The 25,705-nt window shown below is 70.5% G+C and carries 17 protein-coding genes, 1 pseudogene and 1 riboswitch; of the genes and pseudogenes, 9 read left to right on the top strand and 9 right to left on the bottom strand.

Translation table 11 applies throughout. From position 1 onward, the window contains the following. Positions 1–109: 109 nt before the first annotated feature. Positions 110–691, top strand: a complete 582-nt coding sequence (locus O1Q96_RS04895; RefSeq protein WP_269247024.1) for a flavodoxin family protein — start codon at positions 110–112, stop codon at positions 689–691. A 20-nt stretch (positions 692–711) separates the two neighbouring features. On the opposite strand, the gene O1Q96_RS04890 is transcribed toward O1Q96_RS04895, so the two are convergent. The 4 genes from O1Q96_RS04890 to O1Q96_RS04875 all read right to left on the bottom strand — a co-directional run bounded on the left by O1Q96_RS04890 (position 712) and on the right by O1Q96_RS04875 (position 5,323). Continuing rightward, positions 712–1,626, bottom strand: coding sequence for an ABC transporter permease (locus O1Q96_RS04890; RefSeq protein ID WP_269247023.1), 915 nt, complete (start codon positions 1,624–1,626; stop codon positions 712–714). Then, a complete protein-coding gene (locus O1Q96_RS04885) occupies positions 1,613–2,680 on the bottom strand; it encodes an ABC transporter ATP-binding protein (RefSeq protein ID WP_269247022.1) in 1,068 nt (355 codons plus the stop codon). The genes O1Q96_RS04890 and O1Q96_RS04885 overlap by 14 nt, the downstream gene beginning before the upstream one ends. 56 nt (positions 2,681–2,736) lie before the next feature. Further along, positions 2,737–3,999, bottom strand: coding sequence for a LolA family protein (locus O1Q96_RS04880; protein WP_269247021.1), 1,263 nt, complete (start codon positions 3,997–3,999; stop codon positions 2,737–2,739). Positions 4,000–4,312: 313 nt separating this feature from the next. Further along, complete coding sequence (locus tag O1Q96_RS04875) at positions 4,313–5,323, bottom strand: polyprenyl synthetase family protein (RefSeq protein WP_217453041.1); 1,011 nt, start codon at positions 5,321–5,323, stop codon at positions 4,313–4,315. Positions 5,324–7,243: 1,920 nt separating this feature from the next. Continuing rightward, positions 7,244–7,408: riboswitch (cyclic di-AMP (ydaO/yuaA leader) on the top strand. 2 nt (positions 7,409–7,410) lie between these two features. Here O1Q96_RS04875 and O1Q96_RS04870 point away from each other — a divergent pair. Next, positions 7,411–8,142 carry a LysM peptidoglycan-binding domain-containing protein gene (locus O1Q96_RS04870; RefSeq protein WP_269247020.1) on the top strand — a complete coding sequence of 244 codons (732 nt, stop codon included), beginning with the start codon at positions 7,411–7,413 and terminating at the stop codon, positions 8,140–8,142. Between the two features lie 161 nt (positions 8,143–8,303). Here O1Q96_RS04870 and O1Q96_RS04865 read toward each other — a convergent pair. Further along, positions 8,304–9,101 (bottom strand): annotated as a pseudogene (locus O1Q96_RS04865) (HAD family hydrolase); the annotation flags it as partial. Positions 9,102–9,436: 335 nt separating this feature from the next. On the opposite strand from O1Q96_RS04865, the gene fahA reads away from it, so the two are divergent. From fahA to O1Q96_RS04830, 7 genes are all read left to right on the top strand, one after another. Then, the gene (gene fahA / locus O1Q96_RS04860) at positions 9,437–10,651 is read left to right on the top strand and encodes a fumarylacetoacetase (protein WP_269247019.1); all 1,215 of its coding nucleotides are present in this window, start codon (positions 9,437–9,439) and stop codon (positions 10,649–10,651) included. A gap of 403 nt (positions 10,652–11,054) precedes the next feature. After that, entirely contained in the window at positions 11,055–11,834 is a 780-nt protein-coding gene (locus O1Q96_RS04855) for a GntR family transcriptional regulator (protein ID WP_269247018.1), read from the top strand. A 48-nt stretch (positions 11,835–11,882) separates the two neighbouring features. Beyond that, positions 11,883–12,110 (top strand): 4Fe-4S dicluster domain-containing protein, encoded by a 228-nt coding sequence (locus O1Q96_RS04850; protein ID WP_010986276.1) that lies wholly within the window; start codon positions 11,883–11,885, stop codon positions 12,108–12,110. Positions 12,111–12,200: 90 nt separating this feature from the next. Continuing rightward, positions 12,201–13,544 (top strand): ABC transporter substrate-binding protein, encoded by a 1,344-nt coding sequence (locus O1Q96_RS04845; protein ID WP_269253477.1) that lies wholly within the window; start codon positions 12,201–12,203, stop codon positions 13,542–13,544. Continuing rightward, positions 13,541–14,416 (top strand): ABC transporter permease, encoded by an 876-nt coding sequence (locus O1Q96_RS04840; protein ID WP_269247017.1) that lies wholly within the window; start codon positions 13,541–13,543, stop codon positions 14,414–14,416. Before O1Q96_RS04845 ends, O1Q96_RS04840 begins: the two co-directional genes overlap by 4 nt. After that, entirely contained in the window at positions 14,400–15,197 is a 798-nt protein-coding gene (locus O1Q96_RS04835) for an ABC transporter ATP-binding protein (protein WP_269247016.1), read from the top strand. Before O1Q96_RS04840 ends, O1Q96_RS04835 begins: the two co-directional genes overlap by 17 nt. Before the next feature lie 11 nt (positions 15,198–15,208). Further along, positions 15,209–18,124 carry a fumarate reductase/succinate dehydrogenase flavoprotein subunit gene (locus O1Q96_RS04830; RefSeq protein ID WP_419586422.1) on the top strand — a complete coding sequence of 972 codons (2,916 nt, stop codon included), beginning with the start codon at positions 15,209–15,211 and terminating at the stop codon, positions 18,122–18,124. Between the two features lie 158 nt (positions 18,125–18,282). Here the strand turns inward: O1Q96_RS04830 and recQ are convergent, their stop codons facing one another. The 4 genes from recQ to nuoL all read right to left on the bottom strand — a co-directional run bounded on the left by recQ (position 18,283) and on the right by nuoL (position 25,696). Continuing rightward, entirely contained in the window at positions 18,283–20,304 is a 2,022-nt protein-coding gene (recQ, locus tag O1Q96_RS04825; protein ID WP_269253475.1) for a DNA helicase RecQ, read from the bottom strand. A 213-nt stretch (positions 20,305–20,517) separates the two neighbouring features. Beyond that, the gene (gene nuoN / locus O1Q96_RS04820) at positions 20,518–22,167 is read right to left on the bottom strand and encodes an NADH-quinone oxidoreductase subunit NuoN (protein ID WP_269247015.1); all 1,650 of its coding nucleotides are present in this window, start codon (positions 22,165–22,167) and stop codon (positions 20,518–20,520) included. Next, positions 22,164–23,735, bottom strand: a complete 1,572-nt coding sequence (locus O1Q96_RS04815; RefSeq protein WP_269247014.1) for an NADH-quinone oxidoreductase subunit M — start codon at positions 23,733–23,735, stop codon at positions 22,164–22,166. Before O1Q96_RS04815 ends, nuoN begins: the two co-directional genes overlap by 4 nt. Before the next feature lie 5 nt (positions 23,736–23,740). Further along, positions 23,741–25,696, bottom strand: a complete 1,956-nt coding sequence (gene nuoL, locus O1Q96_RS04810) for an NADH-quinone oxidoreductase subunit L (protein ID WP_269247013.1) — start codon at positions 25,694–25,696, stop codon at positions 23,741–23,743. Positions 25,697–25,705: the final 9 nt, after the last annotated feature.

The raw sequence follows: 25,705 nt of genomic DNA, 5'->3' as shown, positions 1-25,705 counted from the left end.
ACCGACCCGCCCCTCCCCCGCTCCTGCTCCGGGGTGGCCGACGACTGCATGCGTGTGCATATACTGCATACGCGTGTAGTCGTTGCACGCCCCCTATGACGGAGCTCTCATGAACCGCCACTTCCTCTTCCTGCTGGGCAGCAGCCGCGACAGCGGCAACACGGAACTGCTGGCCCGCAGAGCCGCCGAGCAACTGCCCACCGATGTCACACAGCGGTGGCTCGCTCTGACCGAGCATCCGCTGCCCGACTTCGAGGACCTGCGCCACGACAGTGACCACGTCCGGCCGTCCGGCGACAACACGGCGCTGCTCCTCGACGCGACACTCGCGGCGACGGACATCGTCATCGCCTCGCCGCTGTACTGGTACTCCCTGTCCGCGCACACCAAGCGCTACCTCGACCACTGGTCGGGGTGGCTGCGCACCCCCGGTCTCGACTTCAAGAAGACGATGGGCGGGCGCACTCTGTGGGGCGTCACCGCTCTCGCGCACGAGGAGGAAGAGGTCGCCGATCCTCTTGTCGGCACGCTCAACCACTCGGCCGCGTACATGGGGATGCGCTTCGGCGGGGTCCTCCTCGGCAACGGCAGCAAGCCCGGCGACATACTCACCGACTCCGCCGCGCTGACCCGTGCCAAGACGTTCTTCGCCCAGGAGCCCCCGCTCGCCCGCTTCCCCTACGAAAGCTGAGCCGAGAGCGGGCCCGCGCCCTACGCGGTGATGTCCTTGGCCGTGAACCGCGCCCAGGCCGCCGCGCCGAACGCCGCCGCGTAGAGAACCTGGACCTCCAGGTTGCGGATCAGGTCGTCCCAGTAGACGGGATCGCGCATGAGGTCGGCGAACGACAGCCAGTAGTGCGAGAAGAAGTACGGCTGTATCGCGTGGAGCTGGGGTATCTGGTCGAGGATCTGCACGGTGATGAGCAGGCCGACGGTCGTCGCCATCGCGGCGATCCCGCTGTTCGTCATGGTCGAGACGAACAGGCCCAGCGCCGCGACACCTGTCAGTGACGCGGCGACGGTCAGCGCGATCAGCAGCGCCCGGCCCAGCCCCTCACCGAAACTGATGCGGGTACCGGAGATCGTCGTCAGCTCGCCGAGCGGGAACAGGAGTGCGCCCACGATGAGCGCCGAGGTCGCCACGACGAGCGTCGCGATGACACAGAAGACCAGTGTGGTCGCGTACTTGGTGATCAGCAGGCGCGTGCGTCCCGCCGGGGCGACCAGCAGATAGCGCAGCGTCCCGCCGCCGGCCTCGCCTGCTATCGCGTCACCCGCGACGACGCCGACCGCCATCGGCAGGAAGAACGGCAGTGTGGCGGCCAGCGCGGTGAACACCAGGAACAGTCCGTTGTTGGTGATCTGCGCGATGAACGCCGGCCCTTCGCCGCCGCCTCCTCCGGCGGACGACCCGTCGCTCGTCTCGACCTTGATCGCGATGCCGACCAGCACCGGCACGGCGGCGAGCACCGCGAGCAGCGCGATCGTCCGCCAGCGCCGGAGTGTGGTGCTCAGTTCGTTGCGCAGCAGGCCGAGGGTCCACAGGGGACTCGGCGCCCGTCCGGCGACGGCCGTCGCCGGGGCCGTGTCGGCTGCCGACGGCTCGGCGGCCTCAGCCCGCGACATCGAATCCCTCCCCCGTGAGTGCCACGAACGCGTCCTCCAGCGAGGCCCGCTCGACCCCGAAGCCGCGGACGCGGACACCCGCCGTCACCAGTGCCGCGTTCACCTCGGCGAGGTCGTGGTCCGGCGGATCGGCGGTCACCCGGTCCTCGGTGACGACGACATCGCTCACGCCCTGCTCCTTCAGCACCCGGGCCGCGTCGCCGGGGTCGGGTGTGGTCACGACGAGCCGGCCGCGCGCACCCGCCGCGAGCTCGGCGACCGGGCCCTGGGTGATCAGCCGGCCCTGTGCCATCACCGCGGCGTGCGTGCAGACCTGCTCGATCTCGTCGAGCAGGTGCGAGGAGAGGAACACGGTCGTGCCGTCCGAGGCCAGTTCGCGGACCAGTGCGCGGATTTCGCGCATTCCCTGCGGGTCGAGACCGTTGGTCGGCTCGTCCAGCACGAGCAGCCGCCGGGGTTGCAGCAGGGCGGCCGCCAGCCCGAGCCGCTGCTTCATTCCCAGCGAGTAGGCCTTGGCCTTCTTGCCCGCGGCGGCCGTGAGCCCGACACGGTCGAGCGCGGTCGACACGCGGGTACGCCGGGTGCGCGGGTCGGCGACCGGGTCGGCGGCGTCGTACCGCAGGAGGTTGTCCCGGCCGGAGAGGAAGCCGTAGAGAGCAGGTCCCTCGATGAGCGCGCCCACGTGCGGCAGCACGGCGCGCGCGGCGCGCGGCATGGGCCTGCCCAGGACGCGCGCCGTCCCTGAAGTGGGCTCGATCAGGCCCATCAGCATGCGGATGGTGGTCGTCTTCCCCGAGCCGTTCGGCCCGAGGAAGCCGAAGACGCTGCCTGCCGGGACGGCCAGGTCGAGGCCGTCGACGGCGAGCTGTCCGCCGCGGAAGCGCTTGGTCAGCGCGCGGGTGGCGATCACGGTGTCACCCGCGGCCACGGAGTCGTCCGTGGCCGCCGTGCCGTCCGTGGCCGCGGCGGCGCCCGAGGCCGCGGCCGCTTTCGCGTCCGCCGCCGTGCCGCCCGCCCCTGCCGTGTCCCCGTCCGCGGTGGACAGTTCCGCCATCGACTCCCTCGATTCGCCTTGCCCTCGGAGAAACCCGCCGTGACGGGCCGGCGGGACTACTTCGCCGCGTTGGCCGCCTTCACCAGCGCGTCCTTGGTGACCGCGCCCGCGTAGACCTTGCCGTCATCCGTGATCAGCGCGTTCACCAGGCGGGTCGAGAAGACCGTGCCCGAGCCGAACTTGCCGCTCACGTGGTCGCCCAGCGAGTCCAGGAAACGGCCCGCGTCGCCCCCGCCGGAGCCCTCCGACGGAATGCCCTCGCCACCCGTGTCGAACTGGGCGATGGAGCCCCAGCCCTCACCGATGACGTCAAGGCCCTGGAACTCCTTGCCCAGGTCCTCGCCACGCTCGGGGCGTGCCTTGTCGCCCTTGTCTCCCTTGTGGGCGTTGCCGTCCTTGCGTGCCGGGCCCTCGGACTTCAGCTCGTCGCCCTCGGTGACCTTCGTGCCCTTCGGCGGGCTGAAGTCGAAGGTGGAGGCCGCCGGCTTGGCGAAGTCGACCTCGGTGAAGCCCGCGTCGACCACGGCCGCGCCACCGCTCGCCGGAGTGAGCGTGAACTTCAGCGGCAGGCCGGTCTTCGCGTCGACGGCGATGGAGATCGCGCCGACCGTCGAACCGGACTGCTTCGGCTTGATCAGCAGCTTGTAGGCGTCACGGCCGGCGACCTGCGCCGTGCCGTCGACGGTCACGGACGTCGTGCTGTCGACCGCCTTCAGCGCCTCGTCGGCCAGGGCCTTGGGCGTGGCCGGCACGTCCTCGGGCCTGCCCTTCGTCCCCTTGTCGGCGGAACCGGACGAGCCGTCCCGCATGTGGTAGGCCTCGTTCGACGCGCTGTCGTACGCCCACACCTCGTCGCCGTTGCGGATCACGCTGTACTCGGCGGCCTTGTCGAGCAGGGACAGCTTCTGCTTGTCCTCGCCGTCGGCCGCGACCCGCAGCGTGTGCGTACCGGACGCCAGTTCCAGCAGCTTGGACGACGGGTCCGCGGACGAACCCGAGCCGTCGCGCCCGCCCATCCCGCCGCCGAGGCTGCTCTCCAGACCGCCGAGGCCCGGCAGGCCCAGGTCCGTACTGATCTTCACCGTGCCGGACAGCCGCTGCACGTCCGACGCGGCGATCTTCTCGATGAGCTGCTGGGCGCTGACATCCGGCAGGTCGGGGTCTCCGGAGCCGGCGAACGCCGGGACCAGCCCGATGGTCGCCGCCGCCACCCCCACCACCGCAACGGGAACGACGTACCGCGCGGCTTTGCGCCGGCCGGCGCGCATGTCGTCGGCCTCGTCCCCGGTCGTGCTGTCGTCGGATTCGTACGGTGCCATGTGTGCCCTACCTCCGTCGTCGGCGGCGGCTTACCGTCCACGCACTCGTCCACCCCTGGCCGCCATTGTCACCCGAACTCCTGTGAAGTGGTGTTTCCAATCTGACCAAATCGGCCGGAGGAAAGCGTCAGACCTCGGAGCCAACTCCGCCTACACCTGCGGTATGACATGGGGGGACGGCGCCTCCCCCGACCCGTAGGGGTCGTGTAGGGGAGACACCGTCCATGTAACTCGCCGTAACTCGCCAAGCCGCCCACCCGATGGGGTCCTGAGGCTCGTTGGGGTCCTGAGGAGGGAGGCGCGCAGGTTCAGGTCAGCCCGCCCGGTGCACCACCGCGTCGCACAGCTCCACCAGAGCCGCCTTCGCGTAGCACTCCGGGAGCGGCGCCAGCGTGGCGCGGGCCTCCTCCGCGTACCGCACGGTGTCGCGGCGGGCCTGGTCCAGCGCGGGGTGGACGCGCAGCCTGGCCAGCGCCTCCGCATGCCGTGCGTCGTCCGTCAGGTCCGAGGCGAGCAGCTCGGACAGGGCGATGTCCTCGGCGAGCCCGAGCCGCTCCACGCGCTCACGCAGCAGCAGGACGGGCATCGTCGGAATGCCCTCGCGCAGATCGGTGCCCGGCGTCTTGCCGGACTCGCGCGAGTCGCTCGCGATGTCCAGGACGTCGTCGGCGAGCTGGAAGGCGACGCCGAGCCGCTCGCCGTACTGCGTCAGCACGTCGACGACCGTCTCGTCTGCGCCCGACATCATCGCGCCGAATCGTCCCGCCACGGCGATCAGCGAGCCGGTCTTGCCGCTGAGCACGTCCATGTAGTGGTCGACCGGGTCACGCCCGTCACGCGGTCCGGCCGTCTCCAGGATCTGGCCGGTGACCAGCCTCTCGAAGGCCTCCGCCTGGATGCGTACGGCCTCGGGACCCAGGTCGGCCAGGATGTGCGAGGCACGCGCGAAGAGGAAGTCTCCGGTGAGGACGGCGACCGAGTTGTCCCAGCGGCTGTTGGCGCTGGGCACTCCGCGGCGCACGTCCGCCTCGTCCATCACGTCGTCGTGGTACAGCGTGGCGAGGTGGGTCAGCTCGACGACGACCGCCGAGGGCACGATGCCCGGCGCGTACGGGTCACCGAACTGGGCGGCGAGCATCACGAGCAGCGGCCGGAACCGCTTGCCGCCCGCACGCACGAGGTGCTGCGCGGCTTCCGTGATGAACGGGACCTCGCTCTTGGTGGCCTCGAGCAGTCCCTCCTCGACAGCCACCAGTCCGGCCTGGACATCGGCTTCGAGAGCCTGGTCCCGCACGCTCAGCCCGAACGGCCCGACGACGGTCACGAGGGTCTCCTGTCTGCTGACGCTCTCAACGGCGGTCTCTGGATGCTCTGGGTGTGCTGGGTGCTGTGGGTGTTTGTCGATGTGTCGCTGCTGGCACTCAAGTCAGCGTATCCGGTCGTCTTTCGATCACGATGAGCGCCCGCCCGTCACCCGCCACCACCCTGCCTGACACGCTCCACCTGGTCCCTTTTGCCCCGTCGGCCAGGCCGGGCGGCATCGGAGCACGAGGGGTATGTTCCCGATCTGGCGATACGACCGATACGACTGATATGTCCTGAAAGAGGAAGTCTTTTCCGGGCGTGATCGGTCTTGTCCGACAGTGCGTCCGAAATCGGCCGCGCTCCCGTTTCTGGTCCAGGGCCCCAGGACGGGCGGGCGAGCGGGCGGGCGGATTCGCCCTGCCGCCGGAGACCGGGCGTCACGCAAGCCCCCTGACCGTTCCGAGGCTCCGGGTGGCGACGGGCTCGCTGTCCTCCACGAGATCTCCGGCGGCTCCGCTCGTGATCACCGCGGCGCCCCGGCCGCGTCGCACGACGCACCCGGTCCACTGAGGTGACGCCCATGGGCATGCGTACGCCCTTCCCCTACGAGGCCCACGAGGCCTACGAGACGACTCACGCTCGGCCCGCGAAGCATGCTCGGCCCGCGAAACGACTCACGACGATGTCCGCGTTCCCCTCACGGACGGAACCAAGCGCCACGCGCGCGTGGCGTCCCCTCGGCGCCGAACCCGAACCCGAACCGGAACCCGTACCCGCGCTTCTCGAATACCTCCCCCTCCCGCCCTGCTGACCGGACACGCCCGGGAGCTGACAGATCGTCACGGTCGCGATTCGACGGTTCCCCGGAAATCGGGTTCTACGGAGAACGTGATGCACGGAACCGAACGCCATCGACCGCGCCCTTTCTCCAGCCATCGCATCCGACTCGCCGCCTTCCCCGCCGGGCGCCAACTCCTCTGCCACGGCGGACGAAACGCATCCCGGATGCCCTGCACCGACCGGTCCTGCCGTGGGAGGCGAGTGTCGAGCCGCACTCCGAAATCACCTGCGGTGAGGCGGACTTCAGAACCCACGGCGAGGTGGTCCGCGAGCCGGCGGGAAGATGGTGTTCCACGGCACCCGGGGAAGGGATTCCACGAACAGGGGAATGACTTCGCGGGCTCCCGCACTCGCCCACCAGAACCCCGAACAGGCGGGACGAAACCGACCGCATGGGGCAAGAGCCAAGGGTGACACGGGAGTTGAGCGATGGCGGGAAATCGCTCCTGTGCCGACACGGTTTTGCGCGGCGGAGTGAACGAGTCGTGATTGACCGAGGAATTCCTGACGCACCTCGGCGAAAGAAAGATCGACCGTCCCCGCGGGAGAGCACTGGGAATGGCGCGGCGATCCGTCCGGCGTTCCGCACAGCGGAAATGCGGCGATCCCGCACCTCCACAGCCCTCCCCCGCGCGCCGAAGGAGGAAGGCGATCACCGGTGATCGCTGACGCTCACCGACACCCATCAGCACTCATCAGCACCCAGTCGACACCGTCCGGCGCCGGACGGCGCCGTCCGGCACTCGTCCAGTCCGGCATATCACCTTTCTTCCGGACATACAGCATTCGATACGACCCGCAAGTCGCTAGAACCTCCCGAAGACGACCGAGTTGCCCGTATTGCTGAGCGGTTTCCCTAATTCCCCATGTGCGCCAGTGAATTGAGTCACGCTCACTCAAAGTGATCATTTCGCATGGCCGGCCGATTTCCCTTCACGGAAAGCAAGTTGAACTTTGCCTTCCGAATGGATCAAGGGATATACGCCCGACAAGGCCGGTCATAACCGCTGCTGTGCGAATTCGGGGCTTGTTCACGGCATGTGCTCTCGCATACGTTCACGTCACTCCGGACGGATCGCCTAATCCTGCCGCCGCCCGGAAATCCCACCCACCCATTGACTCGCGTACGGCAGGAGCGGGGGACCCAGGTAAGCCGTCGGTCCGGATATCGGATCGACTAGGGGTTTAGTCGCGTACAGCACGCGGCCGGGCATCTCCCGCCCGAACCCGACAGCTCACCTCGCAGGCGTCGGAGAGGAATTCGGCATGGCCGCACGAGGTAAGCACCGCCGCCCCAGAACGAGCCCCCTCACCCGTGGCATCGTCGCCGCCGGGACGGGCGGCGCCGCGCTCGCACTTCCCCTCGTGGGGGCGACCGGCGCCCACGCCGCCCAGCCGGCCCAAGCGGCACAGTCCGCTCCGGCCGCGGTCCCGCAGGTCTCGCTGATCACCTACAAGGTGGTCTCGGGCGACACCCTGTCGAAGATCGCGAAGGCGCACACCAAGGGCGACTGGAAGAAGCTCTACAAGGCCAACCGTGCGGTCATCGGCAACGACCCGGCACTCATCCGCCCGGGCCTCAAGCTGACCGTGGGCACCAAGAACGCCCAGACGTCCGCCAAGACGGCCAAGGCGACCACCGCTTCCACCGTCACCCCCGCCTCCGCGAAGACGTACGCGGACAACCTCGACGGCTGGATCAGGGAGTCGCTGGACGTCATGGCCCAGCAGGGCATCCCGGGCACCTACAACGGCATCCACCGCAACATCATCCGCGAGTCGTCCGGGAACCCGCAGGCCCTGAACAACTGGGACTCCAACGCGGCCGCCGGTACGCCGTCGAAGGGGCTCCTCCAGGTCATCGACCCGACGTTCACCGCGTACCACGTGCCCGGGACGTCACTGGACCCCTTCGACCCGGTCGCCAACATCACGGCGGCGTGCAACTACGCCGCCGACAGGTACGGCTCGATCGACAACGTCTTCGGAGCCTACTGACCGGCACCCGTGGCGACCCCCTGGCCTGTTCCCCGGCCGACCTGCTGACCTGTTCGCTGTCCCGCCTGCCGACCGACATGCCGGCCCGTCCGGCTGTCGGCGCGGTCGGCGTCGGCCCGGTCGGCGTCGGCCCGGTCGGCGTCGGCCCGGTCGGGGGAGCACAGCCGCTCCAGGACGACCGCGATGCCGTCGTCCTCGTTCGAGAGTGTGATCTCGTCGGCGACGGCCTTCAGTTCGGGATGCGCGTTCTCCATCGCGACTCCGTGCGCTGCCCAGTCGAACATGGGGATGTCGTTGGGCATGTCCCCGAAGGCGATGGTCTCGGCCGACGTCAGGCCGAGGTGTCTGGCGGCCAGCGCGAGACCCGTCGCCTTGGTGATGCCGCATGGCTGGAGTTCGACGGTGCCGGGACCCGACATCGTCACGGTGGCGAGGGAGCCGACCGCTCCGCGGGCCGCGGACGCCAACTCGTCGTCGGAGAGAAGAGGATGGCGCAGCAGCACCTTGCTGATGGGCGCCTTCCAGAGGTCGTCGCGGTGCAGCACCCGTACCGCCGGGAGCGTCGGATGCGGCATCTCGTAGCCCGGCTCGATGAGGGTGAGGCCGTCGACCCCGTCCTGATCGACGGCCGCGTACACCTCGCCGACCTCCGCCTCGATCTTGCCGAGAGCCACCTCGGCCAGCTCGCGTTCGAGCGTGACGGACCACACCATGCGGTCGGCCCCGGCGTCGTACAGCTGCGCACCCTGCCCGCACACCGCGAGTCCCTGGCTGCCCAGTTCGTCCAGCAGCGGCCGTACACGCGGAGCGGGGCGTCCCGTCACCACGAGGTGACGGGCGCCTCTCCCGACCGCCATCGCCAGCGCGGCGCGTGACCGGTCCGAGAGGGTGTCGTCGCCGCGCAGCAGCGTCCCGTCCAGGTCAGTGGCGATAAGTGAATATGCAATCGGTGCGGCCATGATCAGAGAATACGGATCGGAGGCCCCAACGACTCGACGGGAACCGGACGTCGTTCGGCACCTCGACCGCCTCACGCGTCACCGTATGTCCCATCTGGACCCGGTAGTTCGGGCTAATCCCGTGACATATCAACCGCCCCACAGGCCCCGTCGCACTCCCGTCCGCGACTGCCCACCCCCATGCGCTCCTGTCCACTCCCACGCGCCCCTGCCGTCTCCATCCGCCGGGTTCGGTTCGCCCTCGAACGGACATCACGAACTCCTTGGGCACTGCACACGAACGGCGCCTCCCCGTAACGTGTGCCCCACCCACCCGGAAAGCGAGGCAGCACCCGATGCCCCCCTTCGATGTCACCGAGGGCGATCCCTTCGGCCCGCACAATCTTCCGTACGGCGTCTTCTCCCTGAGCGGCTCCGAACACCGCAGCGTGGGCGTCCGGCTGGGCGATCACGTCCTCGACGCGGGGGCCGCTGCGGTGGAACTCGGCTCCCCGTACGCCTCCCTGCTCGCCCGCCCCTCGCTGAACCCGCTGCTCGCGGCCGGCCGCACGGCGTGGTCGGACGTGCGGCGCGCGCTCACCGCGTGGGTGACGGTGCCCGCCCACCGCGAGGCCGTCGCGCCCCTGCTCCACCCGCTCTCCGAGGTGACCCTCCACCTCCCCTTCGAGGTCGCCGACTACGTCGACTTCTACGCCTCCGAGAACCACGCCCGGAACGTCGGCCAGATCTTCCGTCCCGACGCCGAGGACTCCCTCACCCCCAACTGGAAGCACCTGCCCATCGGTTACCACGGCCGGTCGGGCACCGTCGTGGTCTCCGGGACGGACGTCGTACGCCCCGCCGGCCAGCGCAAGGCCCCGGCGGACCCGGCGCCGGTCTTCGGCCCGTCCGTCCGGCTGGACATCGAGGCGGAGGTCGGGTTCGTCGTCGGCGCCCCCTCCGCGATGGGCACACCGGTGCCCCTGAGCGACTTCCGCGAACACGTCTTCGGTCTCTGCCTCCTCAACGACTGGTCCGCGCGCGACCTCCAGGCCTGGGAGTACGTCCCCCTCGGCCCCTTCCTCGGCAAGTCCTTCGCCACCTCGGTGTCGGCCTGGATCACACCGCTCGACGCGCTGGAGGACGCCCGGGTCGCGCCCCCGGCACGCACGCACCCCCTCCTCCCCTACCTGGACGACGCCTCGGAGGACCCGGGCGGCTACGACCTGCGCATCTCCGTCGCCGTCAACGGCCATGTGGTGTCCGAGCCGCCGTTCTCCACGATGTACTGGACGGCCGCCCAGCAGCTCGCCCACATGACCGTCAACGGGGCCTCGCTGCGCACGGGCGACCTGTACGGGTCGGGCACGGTGAGCGGGCCCTCGGAGAGCGAGCGGGGCTCGCTCCTGGAGCTGACCTGGAACGGCCGCGACACCCTCGAACTCCCGGACGGCAAGCGGACGTTCCTGGAGGACGGCGACGTCGTGACCCTGACGGCCTGGGCGCCCGGCCCGGACGGGACGCGGGTGGGACTCGGCGAAGTGACGGGACGGATCGCCCCGGGCGCCTGACCACGCGCCCCGGGGGCGGGCGGGCTGCCCGCTCGGGGAGACCAGCGGCCACCCGGGGGTGAGCGGCCACGCGTCCGCGGGAACGCGGGCGACCGTCCGTGCGTGACCGCGCGGACGGTCGGTCCGGCGGCGACAGCCCGGTGGAAGCGGCCGTTCCAGCGGGGGCAGCCCGGCGGAGGCGACCATTCCGGCAGGGACAGCCCGGTGGAGGCCGGCGTTCACGGCAGGGCGCGGCGGCGTCGGCACGGCACGGTGAGCGGCTGCTCCCCAGCCGGGGCCAGCAGTGGCAGATCTTGCCACCGCCCGCCAGAAACCCCAGGTCAGCCGCCCGCCCGGCAGAGCCGATGGTGGCGCAACACTGTGGCAACACCACATCGCGTACCCCCTGGGTATGGTCCGTCGCATGCCCACCGAACGCATCCGAGACCACGCCGGCCAGGGCGCGACCACCGTCGCGGCCCACCGGCGTCGGCTGCGCGCGGACCGGGCCAGGCAACTCGCCGACCTGCTGCGCCACCAGGTACTGGCAGGCGGCTTCCCGGACGGCACACTGCCGCACGAGACAGCCATCGGGACCGACTACCGCGCCTCGCGGGGCACCGTGCGCCAGGCCCTCGACCTGCTGCGGGCCGAGGGCCTGGTGGAACGGCTGCCGGGGGTCGGCACGGTCGTCGTCGCCGAGAAGTACCCGCACGGGCTCGACCGGCTGATGGGACTCGCGGAGACCCTGCGCGAACACGGCCGGGTCAGCAACGAGGTCCGCTCGGCCGGCCCCGTCGCCGCACCGGCTCCCGTCGCGGAACGGCTCCGCGTACCCGTCGGTGCCGACGTCCTCTACATCGAGCGGCTGCGGCGGCTGAACGGCCTGCCGCTCTCCCTCGACCTCACCTACACCCCCCTCGACCTCGGCACCGCTCTGCTCGGCGCCGACCTGGAGAACACCGACGTCTTCCGCCTCCTGGAAGCCATCACCGGACAGCCGCTCGGGCACGCCGAGATCACGCTGGAGGCCGTCAACGCGGACGCGCACTCCGCGACCGTGCTCCAGGCCCCGCGCGGCTCGGCCGTCCTCATGCTGGAACGCCTCACGCACCTCGCCGACGGCCGCCCCGTCGACCTCGAGTTCATCCGCTTCCGCGGTGACCGCATCACCATGAGCGGTCTGCTGCGTCGCTCGCTCTGACCGCTGCGCCCCCTTTCCCGTATCAGCAGGACCTTTCTGGAGACAGCCATGCCCTTGGCGCCCCAGCGGGCCGACGTGCCCGTGACCATCGACGAGTCGAAGTGCATCGACGGCTGCACGCTCTGTGTGGACATGTGCCCCCTGGACTCCCTCGCCATCGACGAGAGCAACGGCAAGGCCTACATGCACGTCGACGAGTGCTGGTACTGCGGCCCGTGCGCGGCCCGCTGCCCCACCGGGGCCGTCACGGTCAACATGCCCTATCTGCTCCGGTGAGAGGCCCGAACCCCCATGACACGCCTGGCCCTGCAGCGCCCGATCCGGAAACGTCCGGCTTCGAAACCGCCGGTCCCGAAGCGTCCGGCCCTGAAGCGTCCCGCGGTCGCGGTCACCGCCGTCGCCCTTCTGCTCCCGCTGGCCGGCTGCGGCGGTGACGCCGAGGCCGGCGACGCCTCCACGGTCACCGTCACCGTCGGCTACCAGTCCAAGACGATCAACACGGTCACGGCGGGCACGCTCCTGCGCTCCCTCGGCTACTTCGAGAAGCAGCTGAACGCGCTGGGCGACGGCGTCACCTACAAGGTGGACTGGCAGGACTACGCGACCGGCGCCCCGATCACCGCCCAGATGACCGCCGGGAAGATCGACATCGGCTCGATGGGCGACTTCCCCCTCCTCATCAACGCGGCCCGCGGCAAGCAGCTGGGCCGTCCCACCCGCCTCGTCTCCGTCACCGGATACAACCTGCGCGGCGGCCTCAACACCATCGTCACCGCACCGGACTCGAAGCTCGCCTCCCTGAAGGACCTGCGCGGCAGGAAGGTGTCCACGAGCATCGGCTCGGCGGCCGACGGCACCCTCGTACGGGCCCTGCAGCGCGCCGGGATCGACCCGGACAAGGGCATCGAGAAGCTCAACCAGCAGCCCGCGGTGGGGGCTTCGGCGCTCTCGGCGGGCAGCACGGACGCGCTTTCGCAGTTCGTCGCCTGGCCTGGCCTGCTCGCCTTCCAGGGCAAGGCGAGGGCCCTCTACGACGGCGCCGAACTGAACCTGCCGACCTTCCACGGGGTCACCGCCCGCGAGGACTTCGCAAAGAAGCGCCCCGCCGTCCTCGAAGCCTTCCTCAAGGCGCAGTCGCAAACGACGGACTACCTGCACGACCATCCGGTGACCGCTGCGGAGAAGGTCGCGCAGGCGACCGCGCTGCCTGCCGAGGTCGTGTACCTCTACAACGGCGCACACGGCATCGCCACCTTCGACCCGGCCATCAAGCCGAAGCTCGTCTCCGCCCTGAAGAAGGACGTATCGATCCTGAAGTCGGCGAAGCTGACGGGGGACGTGGACGTGGACTCCTTCGTCGACGACCGGTACGTCAGGAAGGCTCTCGGCCCGGACTACGCCGAGCGCCTGGCCTCGGCACCCACACCGGCGGCGAGCGAGGTGTGGGCCAAGGGCGCCTCCAAGACGCGTGCCTTCGAGTCGCCCGCCGAACTGCTGGCTTACGTCGCGAAGCACCAGGACGGCATCCGCGCCGCCTACGTCCCCGACGCCACCACCGGCACCCTGTGGTTCGCCGACAGGGCGGTGTGGGTGGCCGACGGCGAAGAGCTGCTGCCCTTCGTCACCCCGGCGACCGCGAAGGCGTACGCCGCCGGACACGACGACGCCCGCGTCGTCACGTACGACACCGCACTGGAGCGGGCGTCGTGACCCGGTACGCGCTGCGGGCGGCCTCACTGGCAGCCGCCCTGGGGCTGTGGCAGCTGCTGACCAGCCTGGACATCGACCTGTGGCTGCGCTTCTCGCAGTTCCCCACGGTCGCCGACGTGGCCCGTACGTTCGCCGACCGCCTGGCGGGCCCCGACTACTGGACCGACCTCACCGACAGCCTCACCCGGATCCTCACCGGCTTCCTGCTCGCGGCCGTCCTGGGAGTCGCGACGGGCGTGCTCGTGGCACGCTCGCGCCTCGCCGAGGACCTGCTCGGCCCGCTGCTGGAGGTCGTCCGCCCGATCCCGGCCATCGCCCTCGTCCCCGTCGCGATCCTCCTCTTCCCCTCCAACGAACAGGGCATCGTCTTCATCACCTTCACGGCGGCCTACTTCCCGGTCCTCGTCTCCACCCGGCACGCGGTCCGGGCGCTGGCCCCCGCCTGGGAGGAGGCGGTGCGCACGATGGGCGGCAGCCGGTGGAGGATTCTCGGCTCGGTCGTCCTGCCGGGTGCCCTGCCCGGCATCTTCGGCGGCCTCTCGGTCGGCATCGGTGTCTCGTGGATCTGTGTCATCTCCGCCGAGATGATCTCCGGCCAGTACGGCGTCGGCTACCGCACCTGGCAGGACTACACCGTCGTCGACTACCCCGGCGTCTTCGTCGGCATGGTGACCATCGGAGTGCTGGGCTGGCTCACCTCCACGGCCGTGGAACTGCTGGGCCGCCGCCTGACCCGCTGGCTGCCGCGCACCTCCTACGTGCCCGGAGCGCGCACCCGGACACCGAAGGGCGCCCCGCCCGCCGGCCCCTCCCCCACCACCGGCCGCACCACCGGCCGCACCGAGGAGACGCGCGATGAGCACCTCGTCTGAGACCCGGACGTCCGCCGGTACGGCACCGGTGCGGGCGCCCGCACCGGTGCACGGCACCCGGCTCACCCTCCGCTCGGCCACGCTCGGCCGCCCGGACGCCACCGCCCTGGACGGCATCGACCTGGACGTCGCCCCCGGCGAGATCCTCACCGTCGTGGGCCCCTCGGGCTGCGGCAAGTCGACCCTGCTGCGCACCCTGGCCGGACTGCTGCCGCCCCTGGCCGGAACGGCGGAGCAGGACGGCCTGCGCATCGAAGAACCTGCGGCGGCCCGTGCCCTGGTCTTCCAGGAGGACGCCCTGCTCCCCTGGCGCACCCTGCGAACGAACGTCGAACTGCCCCTGGCCATCCAGGGGTTGTCACGCGGTGAACGCAGGCGCCAGGCGGAAGCCTGGCTCGGCCGGGTCCAACTCGCCGACCGGTCGGGACAGTTGCCGCACCACGTCTCCGGGGGCCAGCGCCAGCGCGCGCAACTGGCCCGGGCGCTCGCCCCGGGCCCGCGTGCGGTCCTGATGGACGAGCCGTTCGGCGCCCTCGACGCCCAGACCCGGGCCGGCATGCAGGACCTGCTGGTGGAGGTACTGCACGGCACGGGCGCAACCGTCGTCTTCGTCACCCATGACGTGGACGAGGCCCTGTTCCTCGGGGACCGCGTGGCGCTTCTCGGCTCCGGCCGGCTGACCGCCGTGCGCGAGGTGCCCCGTCCGCGCGACCGTACGGCGCACGACGACCCGGCGCGGGTGGCCCTGCGGCGCGAAGTCCTCACTTCTCTCAGCACCTGAAAGGCACCCTGGTGGACACCCCGGACACCCGTGACACCCTCCTGGAGATTCCCGCCCTCGGTGATGCCGAGGAGCTCTCCTGCGACGTCCTCGTCATCGGCGGCGGCACGGCCGGCACGATGGCGGCGCTGACCGCCGCCGAGCACGGGGCCGACGTGCTGCTGCTGGAGAAGGCGCACGTGCGGCACTCCGGCGCGCTCGCCATGGGCATGGACGGCGTCAACAACGCGGTCATCCCCGGCCGCGCCGAACCCGACGACTACGTCGCCGAGATCACCCGCGCCAACGACGGCATCGTCGACCAGTCCACCGTGCGCCAGACCGCGACCCGCGGCTTCGCGATGGTCCAGCGGCTGGAGTCGTACGGGGTGAAGTTCGAGAAGGACGAGTACGGCGAGTACGCGGTCCGCCAGGTCCACCGGTCCGGCTCGTACGTGCTGCCGATGCCCGAGGGCAAGGACGTGAAGAAGGTCCTCTACCGGCAGCTGCGGCGGCGCGAGATGCGCGAACGCATCCGGATCGAGAACCGCGTGATGCCGGTGCGCGTCCTGACGGACCGGGGCCGCGCGGTGGGCGCCGCGGGCTTCAACACCCGCACCGGGCAGTTCGTCTCCGTCCGCGCGGGAGCGGTGATCCTGGCGACCGGCGCCTGCGGCCGTCTCGGCCTGCCCGCCTCGGGCTACCTCTACGGCACGTACGAGAACCCCACCAACGCCGGTGACGGTTACGCCATGGCCTACCACGCGGGCGCCGAGCTCACCGGCATCGAGTGCTTCCAGATCAACCCGCTGATCAAGGACTACAACGGCCCCGCCTGCGCGTACGTCGCCAACCCCTTCGGCGGTTACCAGGTCAACCGGCACGGCGAACGCTTCGTCGACTCCGACTACTGGTCGGGCCAGATGATGGCGGAGTTCGCCGCGGAGGTCGCCTCGGACCGGGGCCCGGTCTACCTGAAGCTCAGCCATCTCCCCGAGGAGTCGATCTCCTCGCTGGAGTCGATCCTGCACTCCACCGAGCGGCCCACGCGCGGCACCTTCCACGCCGGACGCGGCCACGACTACCGCACCCACGACGTCGAGATGCACATCTCCGAGATCGGCCTGTGCGGCGGCCACTCGGCTTCCGGCGTACGCGTCGACGACCACGCGCGTACGACCGTGCCGGGCCTGTACGCCGCCGGGGACCTGGCGTGCGTCCCGCACAACTACATGATCGGCGCGTTCGTCTTCGGGGACCTCTCGGGGGCGGACGCCGCCCAGTACCGCGCCCACGAGGGCGAGTTGCCTCAGGATCAGCTGCGCGAGGCGCATGAACTGATCTACCGCCCGTTGCGCAACCCGGAGGGACCACCGCAGCCCCAGGTCGAGTACAAGCTCCGCCGCTTCGTGAACGACTACGTGGCTCCGCCCAAGTCCGGTGCCCGGCTGTCGCTCGCCCTGGAGTCCTTCGAGCGGATGCGTACGGACATCTCCGAGATGGGCGGGCGCACCCCGCACGAGCTGATGCGGTGCGCGGAGGTCACCTTCATCCGCGACTGCGCGGAGATGGCGGCCCGCGCCTCGCTGGCCCGCACGGAGTCCCGCTGGGGCCTCTACCACGACCGCACGGACCATCCCGCGCGCGACGACTCCTCCTGGTTCCACCACCTCGATCTGCACAAGTCCCCCTCCGGCTCGATGGAGTTCACCGCTCGTCCCGTCGCTCCCTACGCCGTCCCCGTCGACGGCTTCGCCCCGGTCGGCGGGTCCTCCCGGTACATCGGCGAGGTCCACCCGGAGGGCGTCGCCACGGCGGGCGCACGGGACGCGGCCCCGGTCGCCACCCGACCGGCCACCCCCGAGACACCCGGAACCGATACCGATACCGGCACCGGGGCTCCCGGCACCGAATCCGGCGCGGGCGCCGACGCTTCGCCGAGGCTCCTGGCACTTCTCGCCCTCGCCGAGGAGCAGCCCGAACTCGACTTGGTCCGGCCCTACTTGACGGACCCGGATCCCGCCCTGAGGCGGGCGGCCGTCACTGTCCTCACCGAGACCGCCCCCGCCGGCACGGGACCGGCGCTGGCCGCCGCTCTCGCCGACACCGACCGTGCCGTGCGCGCCGCCGCCGCGGCCTCCCTGCGCGAACTCGTCGAGACGCTCACGCCCGAACCGGCTCTGGGCGCCCCCCTCACCCAGGCCCTCGCCCAGCCCGACCCCGTCGTCCGGGCCGCCGCTCTCGACGTCCTGCGAGCCCTGCGGCTGGGCGACGCCGATCTCTTCGCCCCCGCGCTGGACGACCCCGACACCTCGGTCCGCATCGAAGCGGTCCGGGCGCTGGTCTCCGTCGACGCGGCCCATGCCCTGGCCCTCGCGGCGGCCGACCACTCCCGCGAGGTCCGGGTGACCGTGGCCAAGGCCCTGGCCACGGTGGGCCCGGACCGCGAAGCGACCGGAGCCGCCCCCGGTTCCGGGCCCGTCACGGGTGCCGGAGCTGCCACCGGTACCGGATCCGATGTCGTCCTCGCGGCGCTCGACCGTCTCACCGGGGACCCGGATGCCCTGGTCCGCGGTGCGGCCTTCGCCGCGCTGGCCGGCACGGGATGCCCCACGCCGATGGCCGCTCGTGCCGTCCACGCCCAGACCGACCCCGCCTGGCAGGTCCGGGCCGGCGCCGCCACCGCGCTGTCCGCGGCGGACGCCGAGACCGCCGTGCCGACCCTCGCCAAGGCCCTGGGCGATCCGAACGCGGACGTCCGGAAGGCCGCGGTCCTGGCACTCGTCCGGCACACCGAGCCCGTGGACACCGAGCCCGTGGACACCGGCCATTCGACCGCCTCGGGCGCCGATGCCGCCCGGGCAGCCCTCGCCACGGCCACGACGGACTCGGACGCCGACGTCAGGGCGTACGCGTCACGAGCCCTGCGACGCGTGGAAGCTCCGTGACATGAGGCCCGTGGACCGCACGGGCCTCACACCCAGCACCCAGCACCCAGCACCCAGCACCCGCACCCGCACCGAACGCGGCCACCACCCGAAGAGCTTCCGAGATGCGCCTCCGCCCGGACGGATTCCGAATGGGCCGCCTCGGCCGACGGAGCTGCTTATATCCAGTCCTCCGGCTCGGGCTCCGCGTCCATCTCGGGCCAGTGCAGCCCCGGGTCGTCGTCCCTCGGAGCAGCCTCCGGCGCCGGTCCGTCGCCGCTCCCCGCACCCGCCGCGGCCCCGGAAGGCCGCTCCAGGGACGCGAGCACCCCGACCACGCCCTCTCCGTACGTCGCGAGCTTCTTCTCGCCGATCCCGCTGATGCCGCCGAGCTCCGCGACGGAGGCGGGCCACAGTGTGGCGATCTCCCGCAGCGTGGCGTCGTGGAAGATGACGTACGCCGGGACGCCCTGTTCCTTGGCCTGCCCGGCACGCCATGCGCGCAGGGCCTCGAAGGCGGGGAGCAGCTCGGAGGGCATCTCGGCCGCCGCTGCCGCCGCCTTGGCCTTGCGCTCGGCCCGGGAGCCGGACGAGCCCGACGAGGCCGACGAGCCGCGGGAGGAAGCCGGCTTCGGCTGCTCCTTGCGCAGTGGCACGTCCCTCTCGCGCCGCAGCACCGTGCCGCTCGCCTCGGTCAGTACCAGCGTCCCGTACGCGCCCTCGACCGCGAGGAGGCCCTGGGCCAGCATCTGCCGTACGACGCCGCGCCATTCGCCCTCAGCCAGTTCCTCGCCGATGCCGAACACGGACAGCTGGTCGTGGTCGAACTGGATGACCTTGGCCGTCTTGCGTCCGAGGAGGATGTCGACGATCTGGATCGCCCCGAACTTCTGTCCCCGCTCGCGCTGCAGCCGCACCACGGTGGACAGCACCTTCTGGGCCGCGACCGTGCCGTCCCAGGTCTCGGGCGGGACCAGGCACGTGTCGCAGTTCCCACAGGCCTCGGTCACGGGATCCTGGCCGAAGTAGGCGAGCAGCTGGCCGCGCCGGCACTGGGCGGTCTCGCAGAGGGCGAGCATCGCTTCGAGGTGCGCGGCCGCCCGGCGCCGGAACGCCTCGTCGCCCTCGCTCGACTGGATCATCTTGCGCTGCTGTATGACGTCGTTCAGGCCGTAGGCCATCCAGGCCGTGGACGGCAGTCCGTCGCGGCCGGCGCGGCCCGTCTCCTGGTAGTAGCCCTCGACGGACTTCGGCAGGTCGAGGTGGGCGACGAACCGGACGTCCGGCTTGTCGATGCCCATGCCGAAGGCGATGGTCGCGCACACCACGAGGCCGTCCTCGCGCAGGAACCGCGACTGGTGGGCGGCGCGCGTGCCCGCGTCGAGGCCCGCGTGGTACGGGACCGCCGCGATGCCGTTGCGGGCGAGGAACTCGGCCGTCTTCTCGACGGAGTTGCGCGAGAGGCAGTACACGATGCCCGCGTCGCCCGGGTGCTCCTCCTTGAGGAAGGACAGCAGCTGCTTCTTGGGGTCGGCCTTCGGCACGATCCGGTACTGGATGTTGGGCCGGTCGAAGCTGGCCACGAAGTGCCGGGCCTCCGGCATGCCCAGACGCTGGGTGATCTCCTGGTGCGTGGCGTGCGTGGCTGTCGCGGTCAGCGCGATCCGCGGTACGTCCGGCCAGCGCTCGCCCAGCAGCGAGAGTGACAGGTAGTCGGGGCGGAAGTCGTGGCCCCACTGGGACACGCAGTGCGCCTCGTCGATCGCGAAGACGGAGATCTTGCCGCGCTTGAGGAGGTCGAGGGTGGACTCCAGGCGCAGCCGCTCCGGTGCGAGGTAGATCAGGTCGAGCTCGCCCGCGAGGAACTCGGCCTCGACCACCCGCCGCTCGTCGAAGTCCTGCGTCGAGTTCATGAACCCGGCGCGCACGCCGAGTGCCCTCAGCGCGTCCACCTGGTCCTGCATCAGTGCGATGAGAGGGGAGACGACCACGCCCGTACCCGGTCTGACCAGGGCCGGGATCTGGTAGCACAGCGACTTGCCGCCGCCCGTCGGCATGAGGACGACCGCGTCCCCGCCGCTCACCACATGCTCGATGACGGCTTCCTGCTCGCCTCGGAAGGTCTCGTAACCGAAGACCCGGTGGAGCGTGCCGAGCGCTTCGCTCTCCGCCACCTCTGTCATCACACCCGTCCCGCCCATCGTCCCGTCCCCCGTACGTCGTGCCTCGACCACTGCGTCCACGATAGGGGTCCGCACCGACAGCCCCAGGGTTATCCACAGGCTGCGACGGAACATCTGCGGAACGCATCCGCCGATGCCGTCTCGAAAGAACGCCTCGGGCCCCGGTTCCCAACGGAACCGGGGCCCGAGCACCACGCCGCCGGCGGACGGTGACGTCCGCCGGGGCCGCCGTCAGCGGACGAAGACGCCCGCCTGCCCTGCCAGATCGAGGAAGTACTGCGGTGCGACACCGAGCACCAGTGTGACCGCCACACCCACCGCGATGGCCGTCATCGTCAGGGGCGACGGCACGGCGACCGTCGGTCCCTCCGGACGCGGCTCGCTGAAGAACATCAGCACGATCACGCGGATGTAGAAGAACGCCGCGATGGCCGACGAGATCACACCGACCACGACCAGCGAGCCCGCGCCGCCCTCGGCCGCCGCCTTGAACACGGCGAACTTGCCCGAGAACCCGGAGGTCAGCGGGATGCCCGCGAAGGCCAGCAGGAAGACCGCGAACACGGCCGCCACCAGTGGCGACCTGCGCCCGAGACCGGCCCACTTGGACAGGTGCGTGGCCTCGCCGCCCGCGTCCCGTACGAGGGTGACCACCGCGAACGCGCCGATCGTCACGAAGGAGTACGCGCCCAGGTAGAAGAGCACCGACGAGACACCGTCCGGCGTGGTCGCGATGACACCCGCGAGGATGAATCCCGCGTGCGCGATCGACGAGTACGCGAGGAGGCGCTTGATGTCGGTCTGGGTGATCGCGACGATCGCGCCGCCCAGCATGGTGACGACCGCGACGCCCATCATCACCGGCCGCCAGTCCCAGCGCAGGCCCGGCAGTACGACGTACAGCAGCCGCAGCAGCGCGCCGAACGCGGCCACCTTGGTCGCCGCGGCCATGAAGCCGGTCACCGGGGTCGGCGCGCCCTGGTAGACGTCCGGGGTCCACATGTGGAACGGCACGGCGCCGACCTTGAACAGCAGGCCCATGACGACCATCGCGGCGCCGATGAGCAGCAGCGCGTCGTTGCCCATGGTGTCGGCGAGTGCGGGGTTGACCGTCTCGACCGTGCCGTCGACGACCTGCGCGATCGTGGCGTACGACACCGAACCGGCGTAGCCGTAGAGCAGGGCGATGCCGAAGAGGGTGAACGCGGACGCGAAGGCGCCGAGCAGGAAGTACTTGACCGCGGCCTCCTGCGACATGATCCGCTTGCGGCGGGCCACGGCACACAGCAGGTAGAGCGGCAGCGAGAAGACTTCCAGCGCGATGAACAGCGTCAGCAGGTCGTTCGCCGACGGGAAGACGAGCATGCCGCCGATCGCGAAGAGCAGCAGCGGGAACACCTCGGTGGTGGTGAACCCGGCCTTGACCGCGGACTTCTCACTGTCGCTGCCCGGCACGGACGCGGCCTGCGCGGCGAACGAGTCGACGCGGTTGCCGTGCGCCACCGGGTCGAGGCGCCGCTCGGCGAACGTGAACACGCCGAGCACACCGGCCAGCAGGATCGTGCCCTGAAGGAACAGCGAGGGTCCGTCCACCGCGATGGCGCCCATCGCGGCGATGCCGGCCTTCGTGGTGCCGTATCCGCTCGCCGCGAGTCCCACGACCGCGGCGAAGGCGGCGGCGAGGGCGACGACGGACACGAAGAGCTGGACGTAGTAGCGGGACTTGCGGGGCACGAACGCCTCGACCAGGATCCCGATGATCGCCGCTCCGATGACGATCAGGGTGGGCGACAGCTGCCCGTACTCGATGTTCGGCGCGTCGATCTTGTCGATCGGGTCCGCCGCCATTGTCCACAGGCTGTGGACGGCTGTTGCGCTCACTTGGCGGCCTCCACGTCAGGCTTCGGGTCTTTCTGGTGCACGTCGGACATGGTCTGTCTGACCGCCGGGTTGACGATGTCGGTGAGGGGCTTCGGGTAGACGCCGAGGAAGATCAGCAGGGCGATCAGCGGGGCGACCACCGCGAGCTCGCGCACCCTGAGGTCGGGCATGGCCGACACCTCGGGCTTCACCGGGCCCGTCATCGTCCGCTGGTAGAGGACGAGGGTGTAGAGCGCGGCGAGGACGATGCCGAAGGTGGCGATGATCCCGATCACCGGGTAGCGGGCGAACGTACCGACCAGGACCAGGAACTCACTCACGAACGGTGCGAGTCCCGGCAGCGACAGCGTCGCGAGGCTGCCGATCAGGAAGGTGCCGGCGAGTACCGGTGCGACCTTCTGCACCCCTCCGTAGTCGGCGATCAGGCGCGAGCCCCGCCGCGAGATCAGGAAGCCGGCCACCAGCATCAGTGCGGCGGTCGAGATCCCGTGGTTGACCATGTAGAGCGTCGCGCCCGACTGCCCCTGGCTGGTCATCGCGAAGATGCCCATGATGATGAAGCCGAAGTGCGAGATCGACGCGTACGCCACCAGCCGCTTGATGTCGCGCTGGCCGACCGCGAGCAGCGCCCCGTAGATGATGCTGATCAGGGCGAGTACGAGGATGGCCGGCGTCGCCCACTTCGAGGCCTCCGGGAAGAGCTGGAGGCAGAAGCGGAGCATCGCGAAGGTGCCGACCTTGTCGACCACCGCCGTGATCAGTACGGCGACCGGGGCGGTGGCCTCCCCCATGGCGTTGGGCAGCCAGGTGTGGAGCGGCCACAGGGGCGCCTTCACCGCGAAGGCGAAGAAGAAGCCCAGGAAGAGCCATCGTTCGGTGTTGGTCGCCATGTCCAGCGAACCGTTGGCCCGGGCCTCGGCGATCTCCTGGAGCGAGAAGTTCCCGGCCACCACGTAGAGGCCGATCACTGCGGCCAGCATGATCAGGCCGCCGACCAGGTTGTAGAGGAGGAACTTCACGGCGGCGTACGAGCGCTGCGCCGCCGCGTGCTCGTCCGAGCCCGCGTGGGCACGGTCTCCGAAGCCGCCGATGAGGAAGTACATCGGGATGAGCATGGCTTCGAAGAAGATGTAGAAGAGGAAGACGTCGGTGGCCTCGAAGGAGATGATCACCATCGCCTCGACGCCGAGGATCAGGGCGAAGAAGCCCTGCGTCGGCCGCCAGCGGCTGCTGTGGGTCTCCAGCGGGTCGGCGTCGTGCCAGCCCGCGAGGATGATGAACGGGATCAGCAGGGCGGTCAGCGCGATCAGCGCCACCGCGATGCCGTCCACACCCAGCTCGTACCGCACCCCGAAGTCCTTGATCCAGGCGTGCGATTCGGTGAGCTGGTAGCGGTCGCCGTCGGGGTCGAAGCGGACCAGGACGACGACGGCGAGGACCAGGGTGGCGAGCGAGACGAGCAGCGCCAGCCACTTGGCGGCGGTGCGGCGCGCGGCCGGCACGGCGGCCGTGGCGATGGCCCCGATCGCCGGGAGCGCCGCCGTCGCTGTCAGCAGAGGAAAGGACATCGGTATCAGACCGCCCTCATCAGCAGGGTCGCGGCGATGAGGATCGCCGCACCGCCGAACATCGAGACGGCGTACGAGCGCGCGTAGCCGTTCTGCAGCTTTCGGAGCCGTCCGGACAGACCGCCCATCGAGGCCGCCGTGCCGTTGACGACCCCGTCGACCAGGGTGTGGTCGACGTACACCAGGGAGCGCGTGAGGTGCTCGCCACCGCGCACGAGGACGACGTGGTTGAAGTCGTCCTGGAGGAGGTCGCGCCGGGCGGCCCGGGTGAGCAGGGAGCCGCGTGGGGCGACGACCGGAACGGGACGGCGCCCGTACTGGAGGTACGCGAGGCCGACACCGATGACCATCACGGCCACCGTGGAGGCCGTGACCGTCGTCGCGCCGATCGGCGGGTGCCCGTGCGCGTGGTCGGTGACGGGCTCCAGCCAGTGCACGAAGCGGTCGCCGATGCCGAAGAAGGCGCCCGCGAAGACCGATCCGAAGGCCAGCACGATCATGGGGATCGTCATGGACCGGGGGGACTCGTGCGGGTGCGGTTCGGCGTGTGCTCCGTGGTGCTCGGCGGCCGGTTCCGCGTCCGCCTCCGCCGGGGAGGCGGTCGGCCGGTTCCTCCAACGCTCCTCACCGAAGAACGTCATCAGCATCACGCGCGTCATGTAGAACGCCGTGATGGCCGCGCCCAGCAGGGCCACGCCGCCGAGGATCCAGCCCTCGGTGCCACCCTTGGCGAACGCCGCCTCGATGATCTTGTCCTTGGAGAAGAAGCCGGACAGACCCGGGAAGCCGATGATGGCCAGGTAGCCGAGGCCGAACGTCACGAAGGTGACCGGCATGTACTTCCTGAGGCCGCCGTACTTCCTCATGTCGACCTCGTCGTTCATGCCGTGCATGACCGAACCGGCGCCGAGGAAGAGCCCGGCCTTGAAGAAGCCGTGCGTCACCAGGTGCATGATCGCGAAGACGTAGCCGATGGGGCCGAGGCCCGCGGCGAGGACCATGTAGCCGATCTGCGACATGGTCGAACCGGCGAGCGCCTTCTTGATGTCGTCCTTGGCACAACCGACGATCGCACCGAAGAGGAGCGTGACCGCGCCGACCACGGTGGTGACGAGCTGGGCGTCCGGGGAGGCGTTGAAGATGTCGGCGGAGCGGACGATCAGGTACACGCCCGCCGTCACCATCGTCGCGGCGTGGATGAGGGCCGAGACCGGGGTCGGGCCCTCCATCGCGTCCCCGAGCCAGGACTGCAGCGGCACCTGGGCGGACTTGCCGCAGGCGGCGAGCAGCAGCATCAGCGCGATGGCGGTGAGCTTGCCCTCGCTCGTCTCACCGGTGGCCTCCAGGACCGGCCCGAAGGCGAAGGTCCCGAAGGTGGTGAACATGAGCATGATGGCGATCGACAGGCCCATGTCGCCGACGCGGTTGACCAGGAAGGCCTTCTTCGCGGCGGTGGCGGCGCTGGGCTTGTGCTGCCAGAAGCCGATGAGCAGGTACGAGGCGAGACCCACGCCCTCCCAGCCGACGTACAGCAGCAGGTAGTTGTCGGCGAGGACGAGCACCAGCATCGCCGCGAGGAACAGGTTCAGGTAACCGAAGAAGCGGCGGCGCCGCTCGTCGTGCTCCATGTACCCGATCGAGTACACGTGGATCAGCGAGCCGACGCCCGTGATCAGCAGCACGAAGGTCATCGACAACTGGTCGAGCTGGAAGGCGATGTCGGCCTGGAAGCCCTCGACGGGAATCCAGCTGAACAGGTGCTGGCCGATGGCCCGGTGCTCGGCGTCCTTGCCCAGCATGTCGGCGAAGAGGATCGCGCCGATCACGAAGGAGGCGGACGCGAGGACCGTGCCGATCCAGTGGCCGACGGCGTCGAGCCGCCTGCCGCCGCACAGCAGTACGGCCGCTCCGAGCAGAGGCGCCGCGACAAGCAGCGCAATGAGGTTCTCAGCGTTACTCACGGTTCAGCG

The organism is Streptomyces aurantiacus, assembly GCF_027107535.1.
Lineage (GTDB): Bacteria > Actinomycetota > Actinomycetes > Streptomycetales > Streptomycetaceae > Streptomyces.
This window is presented reverse-complemented; position numbering and strand designations above follow the sequence as displayed.

What these genes read in the sequence shown, in the direction of transcription:
- O1Q96_RS04895 (WP_269247024.1), top strand. Translation starts at nt 110, where the DNA reads ATGAACCGCCACTTCCTCTTCCTGCTGGGCAGCAGCCGCGACAGCGGC.
- O1Q96_RS04890 (WP_269247023.1), bottom strand. Translation starts at nt 1,626, where the DNA reads ATGTCGCGGGCTGAGGCCGCCGAGCCGTCGGCAGCCGACACGGCCCCG.
- O1Q96_RS04885 (WP_269247022.1), bottom strand. Translation starts at nt 2,680, where the DNA reads ATGGCGGAACTGTCCACCGCGGACGGGGACACGGCAGGGGCGGGCGGC.
- O1Q96_RS04880 (WP_269247021.1), bottom strand. Translation starts at nt 3,999, where the DNA reads ATGGCACCGTACGAATCCGACGACAGCACGACCGGGGACGAGGCCGAC.
- O1Q96_RS04870 (WP_269247020.1), top strand. Translation starts at nt 7,411, where the DNA reads ATGGCCGCACGAGGTAAGCACCGCCGCCCCAGAACGAGCCCCCTCACC.
- fahA (WP_269247019.1), top strand. Translation starts at nt 9,437, where the DNA reads ATGCCCCCCTTCGATGTCACCGAGGGCGATCCCTTCGGCCCGCACAAT.
- O1Q96_RS04855 (WP_269247018.1), top strand. Translation starts at nt 11,055, where the DNA reads ATGCCCACCGAACGCATCCGAGACCACGCCGGCCAGGGCGCGACCACC.
- O1Q96_RS04850 (WP_010986276.1), top strand. Translation starts at nt 11,883, where the DNA reads ATGCCCTTGGCGCCCCAGCGGGCCGACGTGCCCGTGACCATCGACGAG.
- O1Q96_RS04835 (WP_269247016.1), top strand. Translation starts at nt 14,400, where the DNA reads ATGAGCACCTCGTCTGAGACCCGGACGTCCGCCGGTACGGCACCGGTG.
- recQ (WP_269253475.1), bottom strand. Translation starts at nt 20,304, where the DNA reads ATGGGCGGGACGGGTGTGATGACAGAGGTGGCGGAGAGCGAAGCGCTC.
- O1Q96_RS04815 (WP_269247014.1), bottom strand. Translation starts at nt 23,735, where the DNA reads ATGTCCTTTCCTCTGCTGACAGCGACGGCGGCGCTCCCGGCGATCGGG.